The sequence below is a fragment of the Luteimonas pelagia genome (genome assembly GCF_054776035.1).
This window is the reverse complement of the sequence record NZ_BAAHCG010000002.1, coordinates 233,459-251,888: the sequence shown is the minus strand read 5'-3', so window position 1 is coordinate 251,888 and position 18,430 is coordinate 233,459. Positions and strand designations below refer to the sequence as shown.

Sequence of the window (18,430 nt, the reverse complement as noted above, 5' to 3'; positions counted from 1 at the left end):
ATCGCACCGGCGTGCGGGCGGACTTTCCGCGTGCTGGGGCCCGGAAATGGAAACGCCCGGCGGGGCCGGGCGTTTCGTGTCGCGATGGATGCCGGGTTCAGAAGACGCGCGGGTCGAGGCGCTCGAGCGCTTCCTTGATCGTGGTGGCGCCGGTGCGGTCCAGATCGTCGCGGTCGTAGGCGGTGCCTGGGGCGTGCGCGCACTGGACGCGGCCGCTGGCGTCGGTGCGGGCGCGCACGACGCGCGAATGGCGGGCCGCGCCGGTGACCCGAGATCCGGTGTGCTGCAGGCAGCGCGCATCGGGCTGGATTTCCGCGCCGGCAAGGGTGACGGTGTCGGCGGGCACGGCTTCGTCGAGGGTGGTTTCGGCGGCGATGTCGGCCTCGGGCGCGGGGTTGGCCACCTGCGCCGCGGCTGGCAGGGCCAGGGCGGCCAGTGCGGCGAACAGCAGCGCCTGGCGACGGGTGGGGATTCGGGTCATGGGGGGCCTCCGGGCGGCCGGGGTTCGGCATCGACAGTACGCCGGCGGGCGTTCAACCGTCGCGAACGGGGTGACACATCCCCTGCAGGAGCGCGCCTACGCGCGCGATGGGTCACGCCGGCATGGCAAAGGCGCAACGCGAAATGGATCCCCGCCTTCGCGGGGATGACGGCGTGGTGGCGGATGGGGGCGCGACATGGACCCCCCGCCTTCGCGGGGATGACGGTGAGGTCGCTGTTGGGGGCGCGATGTGAATCCCGCCTTCGCGGGGATGACGGGGTGGTAGTGGGTGGGAGCGCGACATGGATCCCCGCCTTCGCGGGGATGACGGGGTGGTGGTGGGTGGGGGCGCGGGATGGATGCTCGCGTTCGCGGGGATGACGGTGTGTGGGGGCGGATGGGATGACGGTGTGGTGGGGGGTTGTGGGCGGCGTCGTCCCCTGTTCAGCCCTGGGGGCAGGTGTCACGGCGGGCGGTGCGGAAGGCTTCGGCTTCCGCTTCGGTGACGGGGCGGGGGTGGGTGCCGTCGTCGAACAGGACGCGCCAGGTGCCGTCGGTGTCGCGCATCCACAGGGAGGTGTACTGGCTGCGGGTGTAGCGCGGCTCCGCATCCGGCGCGAGGTTCTCGAACAGTGCCGGACCGGTGGACCAGGCGATGTCGGGGTTGGCCGGGCTGATGGTGGTGCGCTGCGGATACCACAGCAGGCGCGTGCCCTTCCCTTCCACCAGTTCGCGCCAGGCCCCGGCGATCGTCTCGCGCGTGCGCAGCGGCTCGGGCCGGCTCACGCCGAACGCGGCCTGCGGGTGGATGTGCTCGGCGAACGCGGCCTGGTCGTGCGCGGCGAGCGCGTCGGCGAAGGAGAGTTCGCGTGCCCAGACCTCGCATTCGGCGTCGGTGTGGACGGGTGCCGGCGGCGGCGCCGGCGGGGTCTGCGCGGCGGCGGTGGTGGCGACGCAGGCGGCAAGCAGGACGGCGGGCATGGCGACGCGTGGCATGGCGTGGGTCCCCGATCGCGCGGGTGGTGCGCGGCAACGGGAGATTACGCTTCACCCGCGGCCGCGCGCGCGCCGGAAGTCATGTCCCCGCTGCCATCGAAGCGCCATGCCAGGCGGATACCATCCCGGCCCATGACCCCGATCCTCCGGTGCGCCGCCGGCGCCCTCCTCGCCGCGGTGCTGGCGGCCTGCGCGTCGCCGCCGGCGGCCCCGGCTGCGGCGCCACCTGCCAGCGTGCTGCTGGTCTCGATCGACGGCCTGGGCGCCGCCCACTACGAGCCCGCGCAGATGCCCAACCTGGCGCGGCTCGCCCGCGAGGGCGTGCGTGCCGAAGCGATGCGGCCGTCGTATCCCTCATTGACCTTCCCCAACCACTACACGCTGGTGACCGGCCTGCGGCCCGACCGGCACGGGATCGTGCACAACACGATGGCCGATGCCGGCCTCGGGCGGTTCTGGCTCGGCGGCGAGGCGGTCGGCGACGGACGCTGGTGGGGCGGCACGCCGGTCTGGGTGGCGGCCGAACACGTCGACCTGCCCACGGCGGCGTTCTTCTGGCCGGGCACCGAAGCCGACATCGGCGGCGTGCGGCCGACCCGCTGGCACGCGTACGACCACGGCGTGCCGATGGCCACGCGCGTGGACACGGTGCTCGGCTGGCTGTCCGAACCGGCGGCGACGCGGCCGCGGTTCGCGGCACTCTACTTCGAGCATGTCGACCATGCGGCGCACGACCACGGGCCGGATTCGGTCGAAGCCGGTGCGGCACGGCGTGAAGTCGACGCGGCGATCGGGCGGTTGCTGGACGGGCTTGCCGCGCGCGGGATCGACGATGCGGTGAACGTGGTGGTGGTGTCCGACCATGGGATGGCGCCCGTGCCGCCGGACCAGGTGGTCGCGGTCGAGGACATGGTGGATCCTGCCGACGCCGAACTCGTGACCGCCGGGCAGAGCGTGGGGTTCGTGCCGAAGCCGGGGCGCGAGGGCGTGGCGCATGCGCAACTGCTCGGCCGGCATGCGCATTACGAGTGCTGGGAGAAGTCCGCCCTGCCCGATCGCTGGCAGTACGGCGCGCATCCGCGCGTGCCGCCGGTCGTCTGCCAGATGGACGAGGGCTGGGATGCGCTGACGCGTGAGCGGCTAGCACGTCGCGGCGACGCCGGAATGCGGGGTTCGCACGGGTTCGATCCGGCGCTGCCGTCGATGCAGGCGGTGTTCTTCGCGCGTGGGCCGGCGTTCCGTAGGGGGGCGGTGCTGCCAACGTTCGACAACGTGGATGTGTATCCGCTGCTGATGCACCTCATCGGCCTGCCGCCCGCCCCCAATGACGGTGACACGGACGCCCTCCAGGCCTTGGACCCGGCCAATTCCCCGTAGGAGCGGGCCTACGCCCGCGATTTCCTGGCGGGGGCGTCGGCTCCGGACCCATCGCGCGCGTAGGCGCGCTCCTACGGGGGGCGGGGCCTCGGGACGGAAAGGTTTGATTCAACCATCGCGGCTGCGGACGCATCGCGCGCGTAGGCGCGCTCCTACGGCAGGCGCGGGCGACTCGTTGGCGGCGCGGAGCCATCATCGGCGCCTGATACCCCGTAGGAGCGGGCCTACGCCCGCGATGGCGTTCCCCGCGCATCCGGACGACCGCGCGCCCCTGCCTTGCGGCCGAAAACACCCGCGGCAACGATGTCCGGAAATGGCCAGTCCGGCACCCGCCCCGGTGCTAGCCTGCGTCCATGCCGTCCACCTCCGCCCGCGCCGACGCACCCGCTGCTGCCGTCCCCGGCCTGCCGGATCCGCGCACCTGCGAACAGGCCCGCCTGAGCCGTGACGCCCGCTTCGACGGCCTGTTCTTCACGGCGGTCGCGACGACGCGCATCTACTGCCGCCCCGTCTGCCCCGCGCCCGCGCCGAAGGCTTCGAACGTCCGCTACTACCCGACGGCCGCCGCGGCCGAGGCGGCCGGCTTCCGGCCCTGCCTGCGCTGCCGCCCCGAACTTGCGCCCGAGGCCGGCAGCTGGCGCCGCGGCGACGCGGTCGTCGCGCGCGCGCTCAAGCTGATCGACCAGGGCGCGCTGGTCGACGCGCCGCTCTCCGCGCTGGCCGACCGCGTGCACGTGGGCGAGCGCCACCTGCGCCGCCTGTTCGTCGAGCACGTCGGCGCCGCGCCGGTCGGCGTGCATGGCACGCGCCGGCTGCTGTTCGCCAAGCAGTTGCTGACCGAGACCGCGCTGCCCGTCACCGGCGTGGCGATGGCCGCGGGGTTCGGCAGCGTGCGGCGCTTCAACGACGCGCTCCTCGCCGCGTACGGCATGGCACCGCGCGAACTGCGCAAGCGCGAACCGCGCGCCGACGGGGAAGGGCTGTCGCTGCGCCTCGGGTATCGGCCGCCGTTCGATTTCGCGGCGACGCTTGCGTTCCTGCGAGGACGCGCACTGCCCGGTATCGAGTGCGTGGACGACGCGGCGTACGCGCGCGTGTTCGAGACGTCATCCGGGCCAGCCTGGCTGCGCGTTTCCACGTGGCCCCGCCGGGGTACGGAGCCAGCGCATGCTCTGCGCCTGCAGTTGCAGGGCGTGCCGGCGGGCGATTTGCTGGGTGTGGTCGCGCGCGTCCGCCGCATGTTCGACCTCGATGCGGACCCGCGTGCGATCGCCGACGGCCTGCGCGGCGACCCGCGCCTGCGCCCGCTCCTGCGACGTCGGCCCGGGCTGCGCATCCCCGGCGGCTGGGACGGCTTCGAGGTGGCGGTGCGCGCGATCGTCGGACAGCAGGTCAGCGTGGCCGCGGCACGCACGGTGGTCGCGCGGATCGCGGCGAAGTTCGGCACGCCGGTGCCCGCGCCGCTGGCGGCGCACGGGTTCACGCACGTGTTCCCGGCGCCAGACGTGCTCGCGGATGCGGATTTCGCCGGTATCGGCCTGACCGGCGCGCGCGCTTCCACGATCGGCCGCGTCGCGGCCGCCCTCGTCGCGGGCGAGGTCGACTTCTCGCCGGAAACCACGCTGGACGACTTCGTCGCGCGCTGGACGGCGCTGCCCGGCATCGGGCCGTGGACCGCGCAGTACCTGGCGCTGCGGGCCTTCGGACATCCCGACGCCTTCCCCGCGGAGGACCTGGTGCTGCAGCGCGCGGTGCCCGGGGACGGTACGCGCATGACCACGGGCGCGCTCAGGATGCGTGCCGAAGCCTGGCGACCGTGGCGCGGCTACGCGACCTTGCAGCTCTGGCACTCGGCATCGGATGCCGACGCGACGGGCGGCAAGGCCACGCGGTCGCACAAGACGCTTGCGGCTGCACGGCGCGATTCCACCCGCACTCCGGAGACTTCGCCATGACCGTCCACTTCCGCACCATCGACAGCCCGGTCGGCCCGTTGTTCCTGGCCGCGGATGACGGCGGACTGCGTGCGATCGAGTTCGCCAGCAACCGGCACCCCGTCAAGCGCGGCGACGACTGGCGCGAGGGCGACCATCCCCTGCTCGACCGCGCGGAAGCGCAATTGCGCGAGTACTTCGCCGGCAAGCGGACGACGTTCGATCTGCCGCTGGCGCCGCATGGGACCGCATTCCAGAGGGCAGTCTGGGCGGCGCTCGAGTCGATCCCGTACGGCGAGACGTGGAGTTACGCGCAGCTCGCCTCGCGCATCGGCAAGCCGTCCGCCGTGCGTGCGGTGGGCGCGGCGAACGGGCGCAATCCGTTGCCGATCGTGCGCCCGTGCCATCGCGTGATCGGCGCGGACGGCAGCCTCACCGGCTTCGGCGGCGGCCTGCCGACCAAGCAGTTCCTCCTCGACCTGGAAAGCGCCCGCCACCACCCAACCCCGCACCTTCCGTAGGAGCGGACCTACGTCCGCGATTGGCGTGGTCCGCGATTGGCCGGCATCGCGCGCGTAGGCGCGCTCCTACACGGCGTTGTTGCCCTTCCGTAGGAGCGGACCTGCGTCCGCGATTGGCGTGGTCCGCGATTGGCCGGCATCGCGCGCGTAGGCGCGCTCCTACACGGCGTTGCCGCCCTTCCGTAGGAGCGGACCTGCGTCCGCGATTGGCGTGGTCCGCGATCGGCCCGGCATCGCGCGCGTAGGCGCGCTCCTACACGGCGTTGCCGCCCTCTTGTAGGAGCGGGCCTACGCCCGCGATGGTTGGCGGCGCATAGGGGTGTCGGTGCCTGTGGTCAATCCGCGAGCAGTGCCTGCATGGCAGCGCGGAAACGCGCGGCGATTCGTTCGCCGTCACGATGGCGCCCGTCGCTGACGACGGTCTCCCCGGCGACGCTCACTTCCCGCACCAGGGGCCGGTTGCCGTTGAAGATCCAGCGGTCGACGAGGTCCTCAGGCGTCGCGCCCACGAGCTGCGGCGCATCGGCGTCGAGGGCGATCCAGTCGTCGCCCAGGTCCTGCCGCGTCGCATCGGGCGCGCTTTCGACGACGGCGGCCAGCAGCGTCTCGCCCACCGAGGTGCGCGCCTCCGACGACGCGACATTCCGCCGTCCGGTCGCCAACCGCTGCCCGTACTCCAGCCACCGCAGCTCCTCGACCGGCGACACCGACACATGCGAGTCCGACCCGATGCCGATCCGCCCGCCGGCATCCAGGTAGTCGCGCAGCGGGAACAGGCCGTCGCCGAGGTTGCCCTCGGTCGTCGGGCAGATCGCCACGACCGCGCCGCTGCGTGCGACGCCCTGCACTTCCTTCGCCTCCAGGTGGGTGGCGTGCACGAGCGTCCAGTACCGGTCGACGGGGGCGTGGTCCAGCAGCCATTCGACCGGGCGCGCATTGCGCACGGCGAGGCTGTCCTGCACTTCGCCCACCTGCTCGGCGATGTGGATGTGGCGCGGCATGCCTTCGGGCAGCGCGGCCTCCACGGTGGCCAATGCATCCCGCGGCACGGCGCGCAGGCTGTGGAAGGCGCAGCCGAGTCGGAACGTGGCGTCCTGCAGCGGGCGCAGCGCGTCGAGCAGGCGGAGGTAGCCGTCGACATCATGGCCGAAGCGCTTCTGCCGTTCGGACAAGGGGCGGCCGTCGAAGCCGCCGGTCATGTACAGCACCGGCAGCAGGGTCAGTCGGATGCCGGTCTCGCGCGCCGCGTCGACCAGCGCCTTCGACATCGCGGCCGGGTCGTCGTACGGGCGGCCGTCGGGGGCGTGGTGGATGTAGTGGAACTCGCAGACCGTGCCGTAGCCGGCCTCGAGCATCTCGACGTAGAGCTGGGCGGCGACGGCGCGCAGGGTGTCCGGGTCGAAGCGGCCCGCCATGCGGTACATGGTGTCGCGCCAGGTCCAGAAGGAGTCGCCGGCGTCGGCGCCGCGGCGTTCGGCGAGGCCGGCCATGGCGCGCTGGAACGCGTGCGAATGGAGGTTGGCAATCGCGGGGAGGCGGCAGGCGTCCAGTTCGTCGGTGGGCGCGGGGTGCCAGCCGTCCGGGGTCCAGAGGGTGTTGGGGGCGTTCATCGCCGCGATTCTATTCGGTGCATGGAATTGGTTCCGCGGGGCGTTCGAGGGGCCGGCAGTCCGGGCAGGACACGCCGTGAATCCCCGCTACGCGGGTCCGGCCGCCGTCGCAGACGGCGTGCGTTCGGCAGCGCACGAGGCAGTGCCTCGTAAGCGCGCTGCCTCACCCATGTAGGCTCGATGGCGACATCCATGTCGCCAACGGTCCTGCCCGGACCGCCGGCCCCTCGCCCGCGCCCAACGTTCGCGGCACGCGCTGGAAACATGCACGGGTGCGCGCGCACGTAATATTCCCGGATGGACGAGACGATGTGGGACGGGCTGCTGGTCGGGGCGTCGCTGGCGACGCTCGAGGGCGATGGTTACGGCGCGGTCGTGGACGGGGCGCTCGGGTGGAAGGACGGGTGCATCGCGTACGCCGGTCCGCGCGACGGGTTGCCGGGGGTGCCCGAGGCGCTGGCGCGCGAGGTGCTCGCGGTCGACGGCGGGTGGGTGACGCCGGGCCTGGTCGATTGCCATACGCACCTGGTGTTCGCGGGGGATCGCGCCAAGGAGTTCGAGCAGCGGTTGGCGGGCGCGAGCTACGAGGCCATCGCGAAGGCCGGCGGCGGGATCCTGTCGACGGTGAGGGCGGTCCGCGCCGCAAGCGAGGACGAGTTGCTCGCCGAGTCGCTGCCGCGGGCGCGGGCGCTGGTGGCCGACGGGGCGACGACGCTGGAGATCAAGTCGGGCTACGGGCTGGATTTCGAGAACGAGCGGAAGATGCTGCGGGTGGCGCGGCGCGTGGGCGAGGACACGGGCGTGACCGTGCGCACCACGTACCTCGCGGCGCATGCGTTGCCGCCGGAGTTCGCCGATCGCGCCGATGACTACATCGATGCGGTGATCGAGTGGCTGCCCCGGCTGCATGGCGAGGGGCTGGTGGATGCGGTCGACGCGTTCTGCGAGGGCATCGGCTTCAGTCCGGCGCAGACGCGGCGGGTATTCGAGGCGGCGCGGGCGCTCGGCCTGCCGGTGAAGCTGCATGCCGACCAGTTGAGCGACCTCGGCGGCGCGGGGCTGGTGGCGGAGTTCGGCGGCCTGTCCGCCGACCACGTCGAGCACACCGGCGATGATGCGGTGCGGGCGATGGCGGCGAGCGGCGCGGTGGCGGTGCTGCTGCCGGGCGCGTTCCACGTGTTGCGCGAAACCAAGCTGCCGCCGCTCGAGGCATTCCGCGAACACGGCGTGCCGATGGCGGTCGCCACCGACTGCAATCCGGGCACGGCGCCCCTGCTGTCGCTGCGCCAGGCGATGCAGCTGGCCTGCACGCATTTCAGGCTGACGCCGTGCGAAGCGCTGCGCGGTGCGACCGTGCATGCCGCGCGCGCGCTCGGCTTCGACGATCGCGGCCTGCTGCGTGTCGGGCAGCGCGCCGACTTCGTGCACTGGGACGTCCGCGAGCCGGCCGAACTCGGCTACTGGCTCGGCGGGCGGTTCGCCCGGTCCGTGCATGCCGGCGGGCGGCGGATCGCCTGAGCTGGCGCCCTGAACGACGAAGCCCCGCGCATGGCGGGGCTTCGGTCGCGTCACGCCGGTGGCGTGGTCACTCCTTCGCGGCGGCCTTCTTGGCGACCTTCTTGGCCGGCGCCTTCGCGACGGTCTTGGTCGCCTTGGTGGCGGCCTTCTTCACCACCGGCCTGGAGGTGGTGCCGGCGGCCTTGGCCGCGGCCTTCGGACGGGCCTTGCCGTAGCTGCTGTTGTAGCGCTTGCCCTTGGCGGTCTTGCGGTCGCCCTTGCCCATCTGCGTGCTCCTGGATCTGCTGTGCTTGGCCTGCGCGCGGCTGCGCGCGAAGCCGCGCATCCTATCACGACGCGGTCAGCAGGGCGCCCCGTCGCCATCCGCGACGACCGGCGCCGCGGCGTGCGTCAGCCGCAGGTTCACCAGGTGCGCGGCCGCCAGCAGCAGGCCACCGGCCACCATCAGCGCGAGGTGCGCGCCGCCATGGTCGTGCAGGGGCGTGAACGAGCCCAGCCAGACCATCGCCAGCGCGGGCAGCAGCAACGCCCAGGCATGGAAGGCGCGGTGGCGGCGGTAGCCGATCGCCAGCGTGGTCGCGCCCAGCACCGAGGCGAAGACGACGAAGGCCTGGTCGACGTCCATCCAGCCACCCACCTTGAAGCCCAATGCCGGCAGCGCCGCGGCCACGACCGGCAGCAGCGCGCAGTGGATCGCGCAGGCGAACGACGCGGCGAAGCCGACGCGGTCCGCGGTGCGCAAGGCTGAACGTGGGCGGTGCGACATGACCTGTGGGGGTGGACGCCAAACTGAAACATTATAACATTTCGCGCCCGTCCAGCTTAACCGGAGTCGACGTGAACCCACCGTCTGCCGCCCGCGCCCCCCTCGCCCTCGCGCTGGCCCTCGCCCTCGCCGCGCCCCAGGCCTGGTCCGCGCCGCAGGACGAGACCCGGCACGACCAAGCCGTGGATCTCGACCGGGTGGTGGTGACGGCCAATCCCCTGCCCAGCACCGCCGAGGTCCTCGCGCGCCCGGTCGAGGTGCTGGCCGGCGCGCGGCTGGACGAGGCGAAGTCGAACTCGCTGGGCGAGACGGTCGAGGGGCTGCCCGGCGTGCAGTCGTCGTACTTCGGGCCCGGCGTCGGCCGGCCGATCGTGCGCGGCCTGGACGGCGCGCGCGTGCAGGTGCTGAGCGACGGCCTGGCCTCCGGCGACGTGTCGACGGTCAGCGTCGACCACGCGGTGTCGATCGAGCCGTTCCTGGCGGACCAGATCGAAGTGCTGAAGGGCCCGGCCACCCTGCTCTACGGCAGCGGCGCCATCGGCGGCGCGGTGAACGTGGTGGACGGGCGCGTGCCGCAGGTGACCACGGCGGACCCGCTCGAGGGCCGCGCCGAATTGCGTGCGGGCACGGTCAACGACGAGCGCACCGGCATGTTCCGGCTGGACGGCACCGCGGAAGCCGGCGCCGGCAACGTCGTGTTCCACGTCGATGCGCTGCATCGCGGGACCGGGGACTACGCCATCCCGGGCTACGCCGAACTGCACGGGGCCGAGGAAGCCGCTGACCACGCGGCGGATCCCGATGCGCACGAAGGCGAGCGGCAGGGCGTGCTGGAGAACAGCGCTCTGCGGACGGATGCCGCGGCGCTGGGCGTGTCGTGGATCGGCGAGCGCGGGTTCGTCGGCGGCGCGGCCAGCCTGTTCAACACCGGGTACGGCGTCCCGGGACACGCACACGGGGAAGGCGACGAAGGCGCGGAGGAGGAAGGCGACGTCCGCATCCTGATGGACCAGCGTCGCGGTGAACTGCGCGGCGGGCTCGACGACCTCGGCGCGTTCGAATCCCTGCGCGTCAAGCTCGCGCGCACCGAGTACACCCACACCGAGTTCGAAGGCGACGCGGTCGGCACCGTGTTCGAGAACGCCAGCACCGAGGGCCGCGCCGAACTCCGGCACCGCACCTGGGGTGGCTGGGACGGCGCCTTCGGCCTGCAGGTGGCGCGCCGCGACTTCAACGCGATCGGCGACGAGGCCTTCGTGCCCGCCAGCCGCAGCCGCGATGCCGGCCTGTTCTGGATCGGCGAGCGCGACCTGTACGACGGGGCCGCCGGACCGGTGAAGCTGGAGCTGGGTGCGCGGCACGATCGCCTGTCGGTGGACGTGGATCCGGGCGAGGCGATCGGCCCGTCGCGCGACTTCGATACCACCAGCCTGTCGGCGGCCCTGAAGTGGGATGCCAGCGAGGCGTTCCACCTCACCTTCGGCGTGGACCGCGCGCAGCGCGCGCCGGTCGCCGAGGAGCTGTATTCCGCCGGCGAGCACGTCGCCACCCGGAGCTTCGAGTTCGGCGATCCGGACCTTGGCGTCGAGACCGCGAACCGGGCCGAGCTCGGTGCGCACTGGCACGCGGGTCCGGTCGAGGTCGGCGCGAGCATTTATCACGTCGCGTTCGACGACTTCATCTACCTGGCCGACACGGGCGTGCTGGAACACGACCTGCCGATCCGGGCCTGGAACCAGGCGGATGCGCGGTTCACGGGCGCGGAGGTCGAGGTCGACTGGACGATGGCGGACAACGACACCGGCCGCTGGCGGCTGCGTGGATTCGGCGACGTCGTGCGTGCACGCCTGGCCGGCGAAGGCACGCGCGACGTGACCGTGGCCATCGAGCACGAAGGGGAAGCGGAGCTGGTCGACGTGTCGCTCCCGCAGACCGGCGACCTGCCGCGCATCGCGGCACCGCGCGCGGGCCTGGAGCTGCGTTGGGACCGCGGACCGTGGCGCGCGTCGCTCGGCGCCACGCACACCTTCGAGCAGGACCGCACGGGCGCGAACGAGGAAGCGACCGGCGGCTACACGCTGGTCGACGCGAGCCTGGCCTGGCACGTGGACACCGCCGGCGGCAACGCGTGGGAGGTGTTCATGGACGGCACGAACCTGCTCGACGAGGAGGCGCGCCCGCACACCTCGTTCCTCAAGGACCTCGCCCCGCGGCCGGGTCGTGGCGTGGCGTTCGGCGTGCGCGCGTTCTTCTGACGCGTAAGAGTCCGGCCTTCGCCGGCATGCCGATCGCGGGCGCAGGCCCGCTCCTACGGATGCGCCCCCCTCGCGGGCGCATGCCCGCGCCCACGGGATCCCTGCCTGCCCCGTAGGAGCGCCCCTACGGGCGCGATCCCGCGCGGCCCGAATCAATGCGGGAGACCACGTCATGCCGGGCGTGCCCATCGCGGGCGTAGGCCCGCTCCTACGAATGCGCCCCCATCACGGGCGCATGCCCGCGCCCATGGGATGCCTGCCTGCCCCGTAGGAGCGCCCCTACGGGCGCGATCCCCCGCAAGCCGGGCCAAGGCGGGAGACCACGGGATGCGGGGCGTGCCATCGCGGGCGTAGGCCCGCTCCTACAGGGGTATTTTCCGGAGGACGGTCAGTCGCGCGACTCGGTCTGCGCGGGGTCTTCCTCTTCCGGCACGTCGGCGTCCTCGGGGGCGACCTCCGCTTCCTGCACGGCCTCGGCCTCGCTGGTCTGCTCGCCGAGGTGGAACAGCGCGTAGCCGGGCAGCACCTGCCGGTTCTGCGACATGCCGAGCACGCGGCCCTGGAACGGCGAGCGCACCTCGACCTCGCGGTCGGTGATCGGGTCGACCACGCGCCCCAGCCGCTGCCCGGGCGCAACCCGCTGGCCGAGCTCGACCTCGCTCACCAGCAGGCCCGGGCTGTCCGAGCGGATCCAGCGCGATTCGTAGAACACCGGCTGCGGCTCGGCGGCGTTCGCGTCGCCGGCGGCCTCGCGCATGCGCAGGTGCGCCATCAGCCGTTCGATCGCCGCGACCGCGACCTCGATCATCGGCGGCTGCAGCACGCCCGGCGCGCCGACCTCGAACGTCGCCGCCGGCACGCCCGCCTGGCTCGCGGCCAGCCGCAGCATGCCCTTCGCACCGGGACTGTGCAGCACCAGCGTCGCGCCGAAGCCGCGGGCCAGTTCCAGCGATTCGGGCTTGCGCAGGTCGGCGCGCAGCTGGGGCAGGTTGTCGCGGTCGAACGAACCGGTGTGGAAGTCCACCAGCGCGTCGCAGCGCCCGACGATGTCCTCGAACAACGCGTGCGCCAGGCGCGACGCGGCACTGCCACGCGGGCTGCCGGGAAACGCGCGGTTGAGGTCGCGCCGGTCCGGCAGGTAGCGCGATCCGCGCACGTAGCCACCGAGGTTCACCACCGGCACGCCGACCAGCGTCCCCGCGAGCGTCTCGGCCCCGGTCCGCTTCAGCACCTGGCGGACGGCCTCGATGCCGTTGATCTCGTCGCCGTGGATCGCCGCGAACAGGCAGAGCGCGGGGCCGCGTTTGGCGCCATGCACGACGGTGACCGGCAGGCCGCGGCCGTCGCCGTCGCGCGGCGCGCCGGTCCACTCGATGGTCTTGCGCGTGCCCGGTTCGACGGTCTCGCCGGCGATCAGGAACGGATCGGGCGGCGGCGACGGGAGCGGCACGCAGGTCTCGATGCCGGTGGCCTCGTCGATGGCGCAGTCGAGGACGATCTCCGCCTCTTCCGCCGCCTGACCGGCCTCGGTATCCGCGGGCGCGTCACCCGCCGGCTCGCCCTCGACTGGCGCGACCTCTTTGGGCGTGGCCGCCTCCGCTTCCGACTGCGCCAACGCGCCCGGGCTGGCCAGCAGCCAGCCCAGCGCAACCGCCAGCGTCAGCCGCTGCAGCGCGCGCACAGGCCGTGCACCTCGAGCGTCTGCGCCTGCGGTTCGAAGCCGAGCGCGCGCGCGCGTTCGTCCAGCAGCGCGACGACCTTGCGGTCCTCCAGTTCCACCGCCGAATGGCAGCGGTTGCAGATCAGGAACGGCACCGAGTGCTGCGCCTGGCTGGGGTGGTGGCAGGCGACGAAGGCGTTCACCGATTCGAGCTTGTGGATGAAGCCGTTGGCCAGCAGGAAGTCGAGTGCGCGGTAGACCGTCGGCGGCGCCGCCGCGCCCGGGGCGGACGCATCCGCGCGCAGCTGGTCGAGCAGGTCGTAGGCCTTCAGCGGCGTGTCCGCCTTCGCGATCAGCCCCAGCACCTGCGCGCGCACCGGCGTGAGCCGAAGGCCGCGTTCCCGGCAGGCGCGCTCGACCGCCGCGACGAAGCCGCGGGCGTCGTCGACGTGGTGCTCGGGATGGGTGCAGGCGGGGGCGTGGGCCATGTCAGGCGTCGGCGGGGATGCGCCCCAGCGCGGCGTCGATGCGCGCCAGGGCCCGGTCACGCCCCGCAAGATACACGGTGTGCCCGATGTCCGGGCTGACCTGCGTGCCGGTGATCGCCACGCGCAGCGGCTGGGCGATCTTGCCCATGCCCAGGTCCTGCGATTCCGCCACCGCCTGCAGCACCGCGGTGATCGATTCCGGCGTCCACGCCTCGAGCGCGGCCAGCCGCGCGCGGGCGTCGCCGAGCGGCGCGCGGGCCGCGGGCTTCAGGTGCTTGGCGACGGCGGCCTCGTCGTACTCGGTCAGCTCGCCGAAGAACACGGCCGACTTTTCCGCCATCTCGCCCAGCGTCTGCGTGCGCTCGCGCAACGCGACCACCAGGTCGGCCGGCGCGGGGCCGTCGGCGGGGTCCAGGCCCGCGGCGCGCAGGTGCCATTCCAGGTGCCGGCCGACGTCGGCCGGATCGTCCGACTTGAAGTACTGCTGGTTGAGCCAGCCGAGCTTGGCCGCGTCCAGGCGCGCGGCCTTGGCGTTGACGTCCTTCAGGTCGAACAGCTGCTGCAGCTCGGCGATCGAGAAGATCTCCTGGTCGCCGTGGGACCAGCCCAGCCGCGCCAGGTAGTTGAGCAGCGCGTGCGGCAGGTAGCCGGCGTCGCGGTACTGCATCACGTCGGCGGCGCCGGTGCGCTTGGACAGCTTGGCGCCCTGCTCGTCCAGGATCATCGGCAGGTGCGCGAACGCCGGCACGGGCGCGCCGAGCGCTTCATAGATGTTGATCTGGCGCGGGGTGTTGTTGACGTGGTCGTCGCCGCGCACGACATCGGTGATGCCCATGTCCAGGTCGTCGACGACGACCGCGAAGTTGTAGGTCGGGTGGCCGTCCGGGCGCAGGATCACCAGGTCGTCGAGCTCGCTGTTGGCGATCTCGATGCGGCCCTTGACCTTGTCGTCCCAGGCCACCGTGCCGTCGAGCGGGTTCTTCAGGCGCACCACGCGGTTCGGGTCGTCGCGGAACGGCAGGCCGGCGTCGCGCGCGGTGCCTGCGTAGCGCGGCTTCTCCCCCTTCGCCATGGCCGACTCGCGCATGGCGTCGAGTTCCTCGCGGGTTTCGTATGCGTAGTAGGCCTTGCCGGCGTCCAGCAGCTGCTGCGCCACCTCGCGGTACCGGTCGAGGCGGTGCGTCTGGTAGATCGGGCCCTCGTCGTAGTCCAGGCCCAGCCAGTCCATCGCCTCGAGGATCGCGTCGATCGCGGCCTGCGTGCTGCGCTCGCGGTCGGTGTCCTCGATCCGCAGGATGAACTGGCCGCCGCGGCGGCGCGCCTCCAGCCAGCAGTACAGCGCGGTGCGCGCCCCGCCGATGTGCAGGTAACCGGTGGGACTGGGGGCGAAACGGGTACGGCAGGCCATGTGGACGGTGAGGCGCGGGGGAAAGGCGGCGATTTTAGCCGGTCCACCCCGACCGGTCCCCGCCCGCGCACCGCACCCGCCCACCCTGTCGTCCCGAGCGCAGCGAGGGACCTGCTCCTGCCCTTGGCGCCAGAAAGCAAAAAGCAGGTCCCTCGCTGCGCTCGGGACGACAGGGTGCGGTGACGGCGCCGTCCGGCGGACGGCCGGCCTACAATGCCGCGATGGCCACGCTGTTCGTCTCCGACCTGCACCTCGACGCGGCGCGCCCGCACATCACGGAACTGTTCGGCCGGTTCCTCCGCGAGGAGGCGATGCATGCCGACGCGCTGTACATCCTGGGCGACCTGTTCGAGGCGTGGATCGGCGACGACGACCCGTCCGAGCCGGGCGCCTTCGTCGCGGCGCGGCTGCAGGAGGTCGCCGATGCCGGCGTGCCCGTGGCCTTCATCCGCGGGAACCGCGACTTCCTGGTCGGCGACGCGTACGCGCGCCGCGCCGGCATGGCGATCCTGCCCGACCCCGCGGTCGTGGTGCTGCATGGCAGGCCCGTCGTGCTGATGCACGGCGACACGCTGTGCACCGATGACACCGCCTACCAGGCGTTCCGCGCGCAGACGCGCGACCCGAAGTGGCAGGCCGGGTTCCTGGCGCAGCCGCTCCAAGCACGCGAGGCGTTCGCCCGGCAGGCCCGCGAGGCCAGCCGGGTGCACCAGGCCGGGTTGCAGGGGGCGGGCACGATGGAGGCGATCACCGACGTGTCGCCGGGGACCGTCGCGGCGACGTTCTCGCAGTTCGGCATCGACACGCTGGTCCACGGCCACACGCACCGCCCCGCCGTGCACGAAACCGAGGTGGACGGCCGTGCCTGCACGCGCGTGGTCCTGGGGGACTGGTACGAGCAGGGATCGGTGCTACGCGCCGACGCCGGCGGGATGCACCTCGAGACACTCTGACGCCAGCGATGGCGCCGTCCCCCGTAGGAGCGCGCCTACGCGCGCGATCCGGACCCAATCCATGAATCCGCGGCGCAAGCGTTCGCGGGCGTAGGCCCGCTCCTACGGGGGCATGGTTTCGTGCACGACCGAGCACGGCATTGAATCTCGTAGGGGTGCGCCTACGGGTGGGGTGCGTCGTCCAGGCGTTCGAGTGCGTCGAGTTCTTCGATGTCGAAACCCGCGGCCAGGCGCGCCTCGCGGTTGAACGGGCCATGCAGCACGGGTCGGGCGTGCTCGCGAAGGAGCCGGCGGAAGGTGGGGCCCGGCGCGACGCCGGCGCGTTCGCAGTGCCAGCGGTACCACCGGCTGCCGGCGGCGACGTGCGCGACCTCCTCCCGGAGGATCAGTTCCAGGATCTCCGCTGTGCCGTCGTCACCGAGCGCACGCAGCTTCGCGATCATCCCCGGCGTGACGTCCAGGCCGCGCGCCTCGAGCACCCGCGGCACCAGCGCCATGCGTGCCAGTGCGTCGTCCGCGGTTTTCTCCGCCATCTCCCACAGGCCGTTGTGCGCGTCGAAGTCGCCGTAGTCGCGGCCCCATCCGCGCAGGCGATCGCGCAGCAGCACGAAATGGCGCGCCTCGTCGGCCGCCACGCCCACCCAGTCCGCGTAGTAGTCGCGCGGCATCCCGCGGAAGCGGTAGACCGCGTCCCACGCCAGGTCGATCGCGTTGAACTCGATGTGCGCGATCGCGTGCACGAACGCCGCACGCCCCTCGTCGCTGCCCAGCCCGCGCCGCGGCAGCTCCCGCGGATGCACCAGCCGTGGGCGCGCCGGCCGGCCCGGCATGCGGATCGCTTCGGGTGGCGGCGCGTCGTCGGGGATCGCGAGCGCGCCGTCCGAGAACGCCCCGGCCGCGGCCAGGGTCCGCTCGACCTTCTCTTCGAGCGACGCGGCATCGAGGCAGCGGCGCGCCGCCTCGAACAGGCTCGCGCCCGCCACGTCAGGACGCGCGGCGCGCGTGCTTGGCCTGGTCGGAGCGCTGCGTGTCGATCTTCTCGAAGTAGCCGTCCTCGATGCCGGTGATGTACTGCCCGTCGAAGCACGACGCGTCGAACTGCCCGATCCGGTGCTTGGCGCCCGAGACCGCCTCCTTGAGGTCCTCCAGGTCCTGGTACACCAGCCAATCGCAGCCCAGCAGCGCCTCGATCTCCTGCTCGGTGCGGCCGTGCGCGACCAGCTCCGACGGCGACGGCATGTCGATCCCGTACACGTTCGCGTAGCGCACCGGCGGCGCGGCCGAGGCGAAGTACACCTTGCGCGCGCCCGCCTCGCGGGCCATCTGCACGATCTGCTTGGAGGTGGTGCCGCGCACGATCGAGTCGTCGACCAGCAGCACCACGCGGTTGCGGAACTCGAGCGGGATCGGGTTGAGCTTGCGCTTCACCGATTTCACCCGCTCGGTCTGCCCCGGCATGATGAACGTGCGGCCCACGTAGCGGTTCTTGATGAAGCCCTCGCGGTACTTCACGCCGAGCACGTTGGCGAGCTCCATCGCCGAGTCGCGCGAGGTGTCGGGGATCGGGATGACGACGTCGATGTCGTGGTCCGGCCGCTCGCGCAGGATCTTCTCGCCCAGCTTCATGCCCATGCGCATGCGCGCCTTGTGCACCGACACGTCCTCGATCATCGAGTCGGGCCGCGCGAGGTAGACGAACTCGAAGATGCACGGCGCGTGCGTGGCCGGTTCCGCGCACTGGCGGGTGTGCAGCTCCCCGCGCGCGGTGATGACCACGCCCTCGCCCGGGGCCACGTCGCGGATCCGCTCGAAGCCCAGCACGTCGAGCGCGACCGATTCGGACGCGACGATGAACTCGTCGCCCGCGGGCACCGTGCGCTTGCCGATCACGAGGGGTCGGATGCCATGCGGGTCACGGAAGGCGACCACGCCCAGGCCGAGCACCAGCGCGACGCCCGCGTAGCCGCCCACGCAGCGCCGGTGGACGCCCTCGACGGCCCTGAACGCCGCCTCCGGGTCGAGCGTACGCTGCGTGTCGAGCTCGTGCGCGAACACGTTGAGCAGGACTTCCGAGTCGGACTCGGTGTTGATGTTGCGGCGGTCCTGCTCGAACACCTCGCGGCGCAGCGCGTCGGTGTTGATCAGGTTGCCGTTGTGGCCGAGCGCGATGCCGTAGGGCGAATTGACGTAGAACGGCTGCGCCTCGTCGTCGCCCTCGGCGCCGGCGGTCGGGTAGCGGCAGTGGCCGATGCCCACGCGGCCGGTGAGCAGGCGCATCGTGTGCGCGTCGAACACGTCGCGCACCAGGCCGTTGCCCTTCTGCACGCGCAGGTGCGCGCCGTCCGCGGTGGCGATGCCCGCCGCGTCCTGGCCGCGGTGCTGCAGCACGGTGAGCGCGTCGTAGAGCGCGCCCGCGACTTCACTGGTTCCGACGATGCCGACGACGCCACACATCTGTTCCGA

The 18,430-nt window shown here is 72.6% G+C and carries 16 protein-coding genes; 6 read left to right on the top strand and 10 right to left on the bottom strand.

Going from position 1 to position 18,430, the window contains the following annotated elements:
• Window positions 1-97: 97 nt before the first annotated feature.
• Window positions 98-481 carry a hypothetical protein gene (locus ACYU7H_RS06280; RefSeq protein WP_460813300.1) on the bottom strand — a complete coding sequence of 128 codons (384 nt, stop codon included), beginning with the start codon at window positions 479-481 and terminating at the stop codon, window positions 98-100.
• Between the two features lie 444 nt (window positions 482-925).
• On the bottom strand, window positions 926-1,477 hold the full coding sequence (locus ACYU7H_RS06275; RefSeq protein WP_460813299.1) for a YybH family protein: 552 nt from the start codon (window positions 1,475-1,477) through the stop codon (window positions 926-928).
• Window positions 1,478-1,609: 132 nt separating this feature from the next.
• Here ACYU7H_RS06275 and ACYU7H_RS06270 point away from each other — a divergent pair, with 132 nt between their 5' ends.
• From ACYU7H_RS06270 to ACYU7H_RS06260, 3 genes are all read left to right on the top strand, one after another.
• Window positions 1,610-2,854 carry an alkaline phosphatase family protein gene (locus ACYU7H_RS06270; RefSeq protein WP_460813298.1) on the top strand — a complete coding sequence of 415 codons (1,245 nt, stop codon included), beginning with the start codon at window positions 1,610-1,612 and terminating at the stop codon, window positions 2,852-2,854.
• A 353-nt stretch (window positions 2,855-3,207) separates the two neighbouring features.
• Window positions 3,208-4,809, top strand: coding sequence for an AlkA N-terminal domain-containing protein (locus ACYU7H_RS06265; RefSeq protein ID WP_460813297.1), 1,602 nt, complete (start codon window positions 3,208-3,210; stop codon window positions 4,807-4,809).
• Complete coding sequence (locus tag ACYU7H_RS06260) at window positions 4,806-5,309, top strand: methylated-DNA--[protein]-cysteine S-methyltransferase (protein ID WP_460813296.1); 504 nt, start codon at window positions 4,806-4,808, stop codon at window positions 5,307-5,309. Before ACYU7H_RS06265 ends, ACYU7H_RS06260 begins: the two co-directional genes overlap by 4 nt.
• Window positions 5,310-5,644: 335 nt before the next feature.
• Here the strand turns inward: ACYU7H_RS06260 and ACYU7H_RS06255 are convergent, their stop codons facing one another.
• Window positions 5,645-6,919: a formimidoylglutamate deiminase gene (locus ACYU7H_RS06255; protein WP_460813295.1), complete on the bottom strand. Its 1,275-nt coding sequence runs from the start codon at window positions 6,917-6,919 to the stop codon at window positions 5,645-5,647.
• Between the two features lie 297 nt (window positions 6,920-7,216).
• On the opposite strand from ACYU7H_RS06255, the gene hutI reads away from it, so the two are divergent.
• Window positions 7,217-8,437 carry an imidazolonepropionase gene (gene hutI, locus ACYU7H_RS06250; RefSeq protein WP_460813294.1) on the top strand — a complete coding sequence of 407 codons (1,221 nt, stop codon included), beginning with the start codon at window positions 7,217-7,219 and terminating at the stop codon, window positions 8,435-8,437.
• Window positions 8,438-8,504: 67 nt separating this feature from the next.
• Here the strand turns inward: hutI and ACYU7H_RS06245 are convergent, their stop codons facing one another.
• Both ACYU7H_RS06245 and ACYU7H_RS06240 read right to left on the bottom strand, forming a co-directional pair.
• Window positions 8,505-8,702, bottom strand: coding sequence for a 30S ribosomal protein THX (locus ACYU7H_RS06245; RefSeq protein WP_460813293.1), 198 nt, complete (start codon window positions 8,700-8,702; stop codon window positions 8,505-8,507).
• A gap of 75 nt (window positions 8,703-8,777) precedes the next feature.
• Complete coding sequence (locus ACYU7H_RS06240) at window positions 8,778-9,179, bottom strand: MerC domain-containing protein (RefSeq protein WP_460813292.1); 402 nt, start codon at window positions 9,177-9,179, stop codon at window positions 8,778-8,780.
• A gap of 95 nt (window positions 9,180-9,274) precedes the next feature.
• Between ACYU7H_RS06240 and ACYU7H_RS06235 the strand changes: the two genes are divergently transcribed.
• Window positions 9,275-11,458, top strand: coding sequence for a TonB-dependent receptor domain-containing protein (locus ACYU7H_RS06235; protein WP_460813291.1), 2,184 nt, complete (start codon window positions 9,275-9,277; stop codon window positions 11,456-11,458).
• Between the two features lie 388 nt (window positions 11,459-11,846).
• On the opposite strand, the gene ACYU7H_RS06230 is transcribed toward ACYU7H_RS06235, so the two are convergent.
• Genes ACYU7H_RS06230 through gltX form a run of 3 tightly spaced genes read right to left on the bottom strand, consistent with a single transcriptional unit; the run spans window position 11,847 to window position 15,014 of the window.
• A complete protein-coding gene (locus ACYU7H_RS06230; RefSeq protein ID WP_460813290.1) occupies window positions 11,847-13,139 on the bottom strand; it encodes a succinylglutamate desuccinylase/aspartoacylase family protein in 1,293 nt (430 codons plus the stop codon).
• A complete protein-coding gene (locus tag ACYU7H_RS06225; RefSeq protein WP_460813289.1) occupies window positions 13,118-13,606 on the bottom strand; it encodes a transcriptional repressor in 489 nt (162 codons plus the stop codon). Before ACYU7H_RS06225 ends, ACYU7H_RS06230 begins: the two co-directional genes overlap by 22 nt.
• Window position 13,607: 1 nt before the next feature.
• Window positions 13,608-15,014 (bottom strand): glutamate--tRNA ligase, encoded by a 1,407-nt coding sequence (gene gltX / locus ACYU7H_RS06220; RefSeq protein ID WP_460813288.1) that lies wholly within the window; start codon window positions 15,012-15,014, stop codon window positions 13,608-13,610.
• 221 nt (window positions 15,015-15,235) lie between these two features.
• Here gltX and lpxH point away from each other — a divergent pair, with 221 nt between their 5' ends.
• Window positions 15,236-15,967, top strand: coding sequence for a UDP-2,3-diacylglucosamine diphosphatase (gene lpxH, locus ACYU7H_RS06215; RefSeq protein WP_460813287.1), 732 nt, complete (start codon window positions 15,236-15,238; stop codon window positions 15,965-15,967).
• A gap of 161 nt (window positions 15,968-16,128) precedes the next feature.
• Here lpxH and ACYU7H_RS06210 read toward each other — a convergent pair whose 3' ends face one another.
• Together ACYU7H_RS06210 and purF are read right to left on the bottom strand one after the other, a co-directional pair.
• On the bottom strand, window positions 16,129-16,950 hold the full coding sequence (locus tag ACYU7H_RS06210; protein ID WP_460813286.1) for a ferritin-like domain-containing protein: 822 nt from the start codon (window positions 16,948-16,950) through the stop codon (window positions 16,129-16,131).
• Window position 16,951: 1 nt separating this feature from the next.
• On the bottom strand, window positions 16,952-18,421 hold the full coding sequence (gene purF, locus ACYU7H_RS06205) for an amidophosphoribosyltransferase (protein ID WP_460813285.1): 1,470 nt from the start codon (window positions 18,419-18,421) through the stop codon (window positions 16,952-16,954).
• Window positions 18,422-18,430: the final 9 nt, after the last annotated feature.

Coding starts and splice junctions, on each gene's coding strand:
- gltX (WP_460813288.1), bottom strand. CDS start 15,014: ATGGCCTGCCGTACCCGTTTCGCCCCCAGTCCCACCGGTTACCTGCAC.
- hutI (WP_460813294.1), top strand. CDS start 7,217: ATGGACGAGACGATGTGGGACGGGCTGCTGGTCGGGGCGTCGCTGGCG.
- ACYU7H_RS06275 (WP_460813299.1), bottom strand. CDS start 1,477: ATGCCACGCGTCGCCATGCCCGCCGTCCTGCTTGCCGCCTGCGTCGCC.
- ACYU7H_RS06270 (WP_460813298.1), top strand. CDS start 1,610: ATGACCCCGATCCTCCGGTGCGCCGCCGGCGCCCTCCTCGCCGCGGTG.
- ACYU7H_RS06255 (WP_460813295.1), bottom strand. CDS start 6,919: ATGAACGCCCCCAACACCCTCTGGACCCCGGACGGCTGGCACCCCGCG.
- ACYU7H_RS06260 (WP_460813296.1), top strand. CDS start 4,806: ATGACCGTCCACTTCCGCACCATCGACAGCCCGGTCGGCCCGTTGTTC.
- ACYU7H_RS06280 (WP_460813300.1), bottom strand. CDS start 481: ATGACCCGAATCCCCACCCGTCGCCAGGCGCTGCTGTTCGCCGCACTG.
- lpxH (WP_460813287.1), top strand. CDS start 15,236: ATGGCCACGCTGTTCGTCTCCGACCTGCACCTCGACGCGGCGCGCCCG.
- ACYU7H_RS06225 (WP_460813289.1), bottom strand. CDS start 13,606: ATGGCCCACGCCCCCGCCTGCACCCATCCCGAGCACCACGTCGACGAC.
- ACYU7H_RS06265 (WP_460813297.1), top strand. CDS start 3,208: ATGCCGTCCACCTCCGCCCGCGCCGACGCACCCGCTGCTGCCGTCCCC.
- purF (WP_460813285.1), bottom strand. CDS start 18,421: ATGTGTGGCGTCGTCGGCATCGTCGGAACCAGTGAAGTCGCGGGCGCG.
- ACYU7H_RS06245 (WP_460813293.1), bottom strand. CDS start 8,702: ATGGGCAAGGGCGACCGCAAGACCGCCAAGGGCAAGCGCTACAACAGC.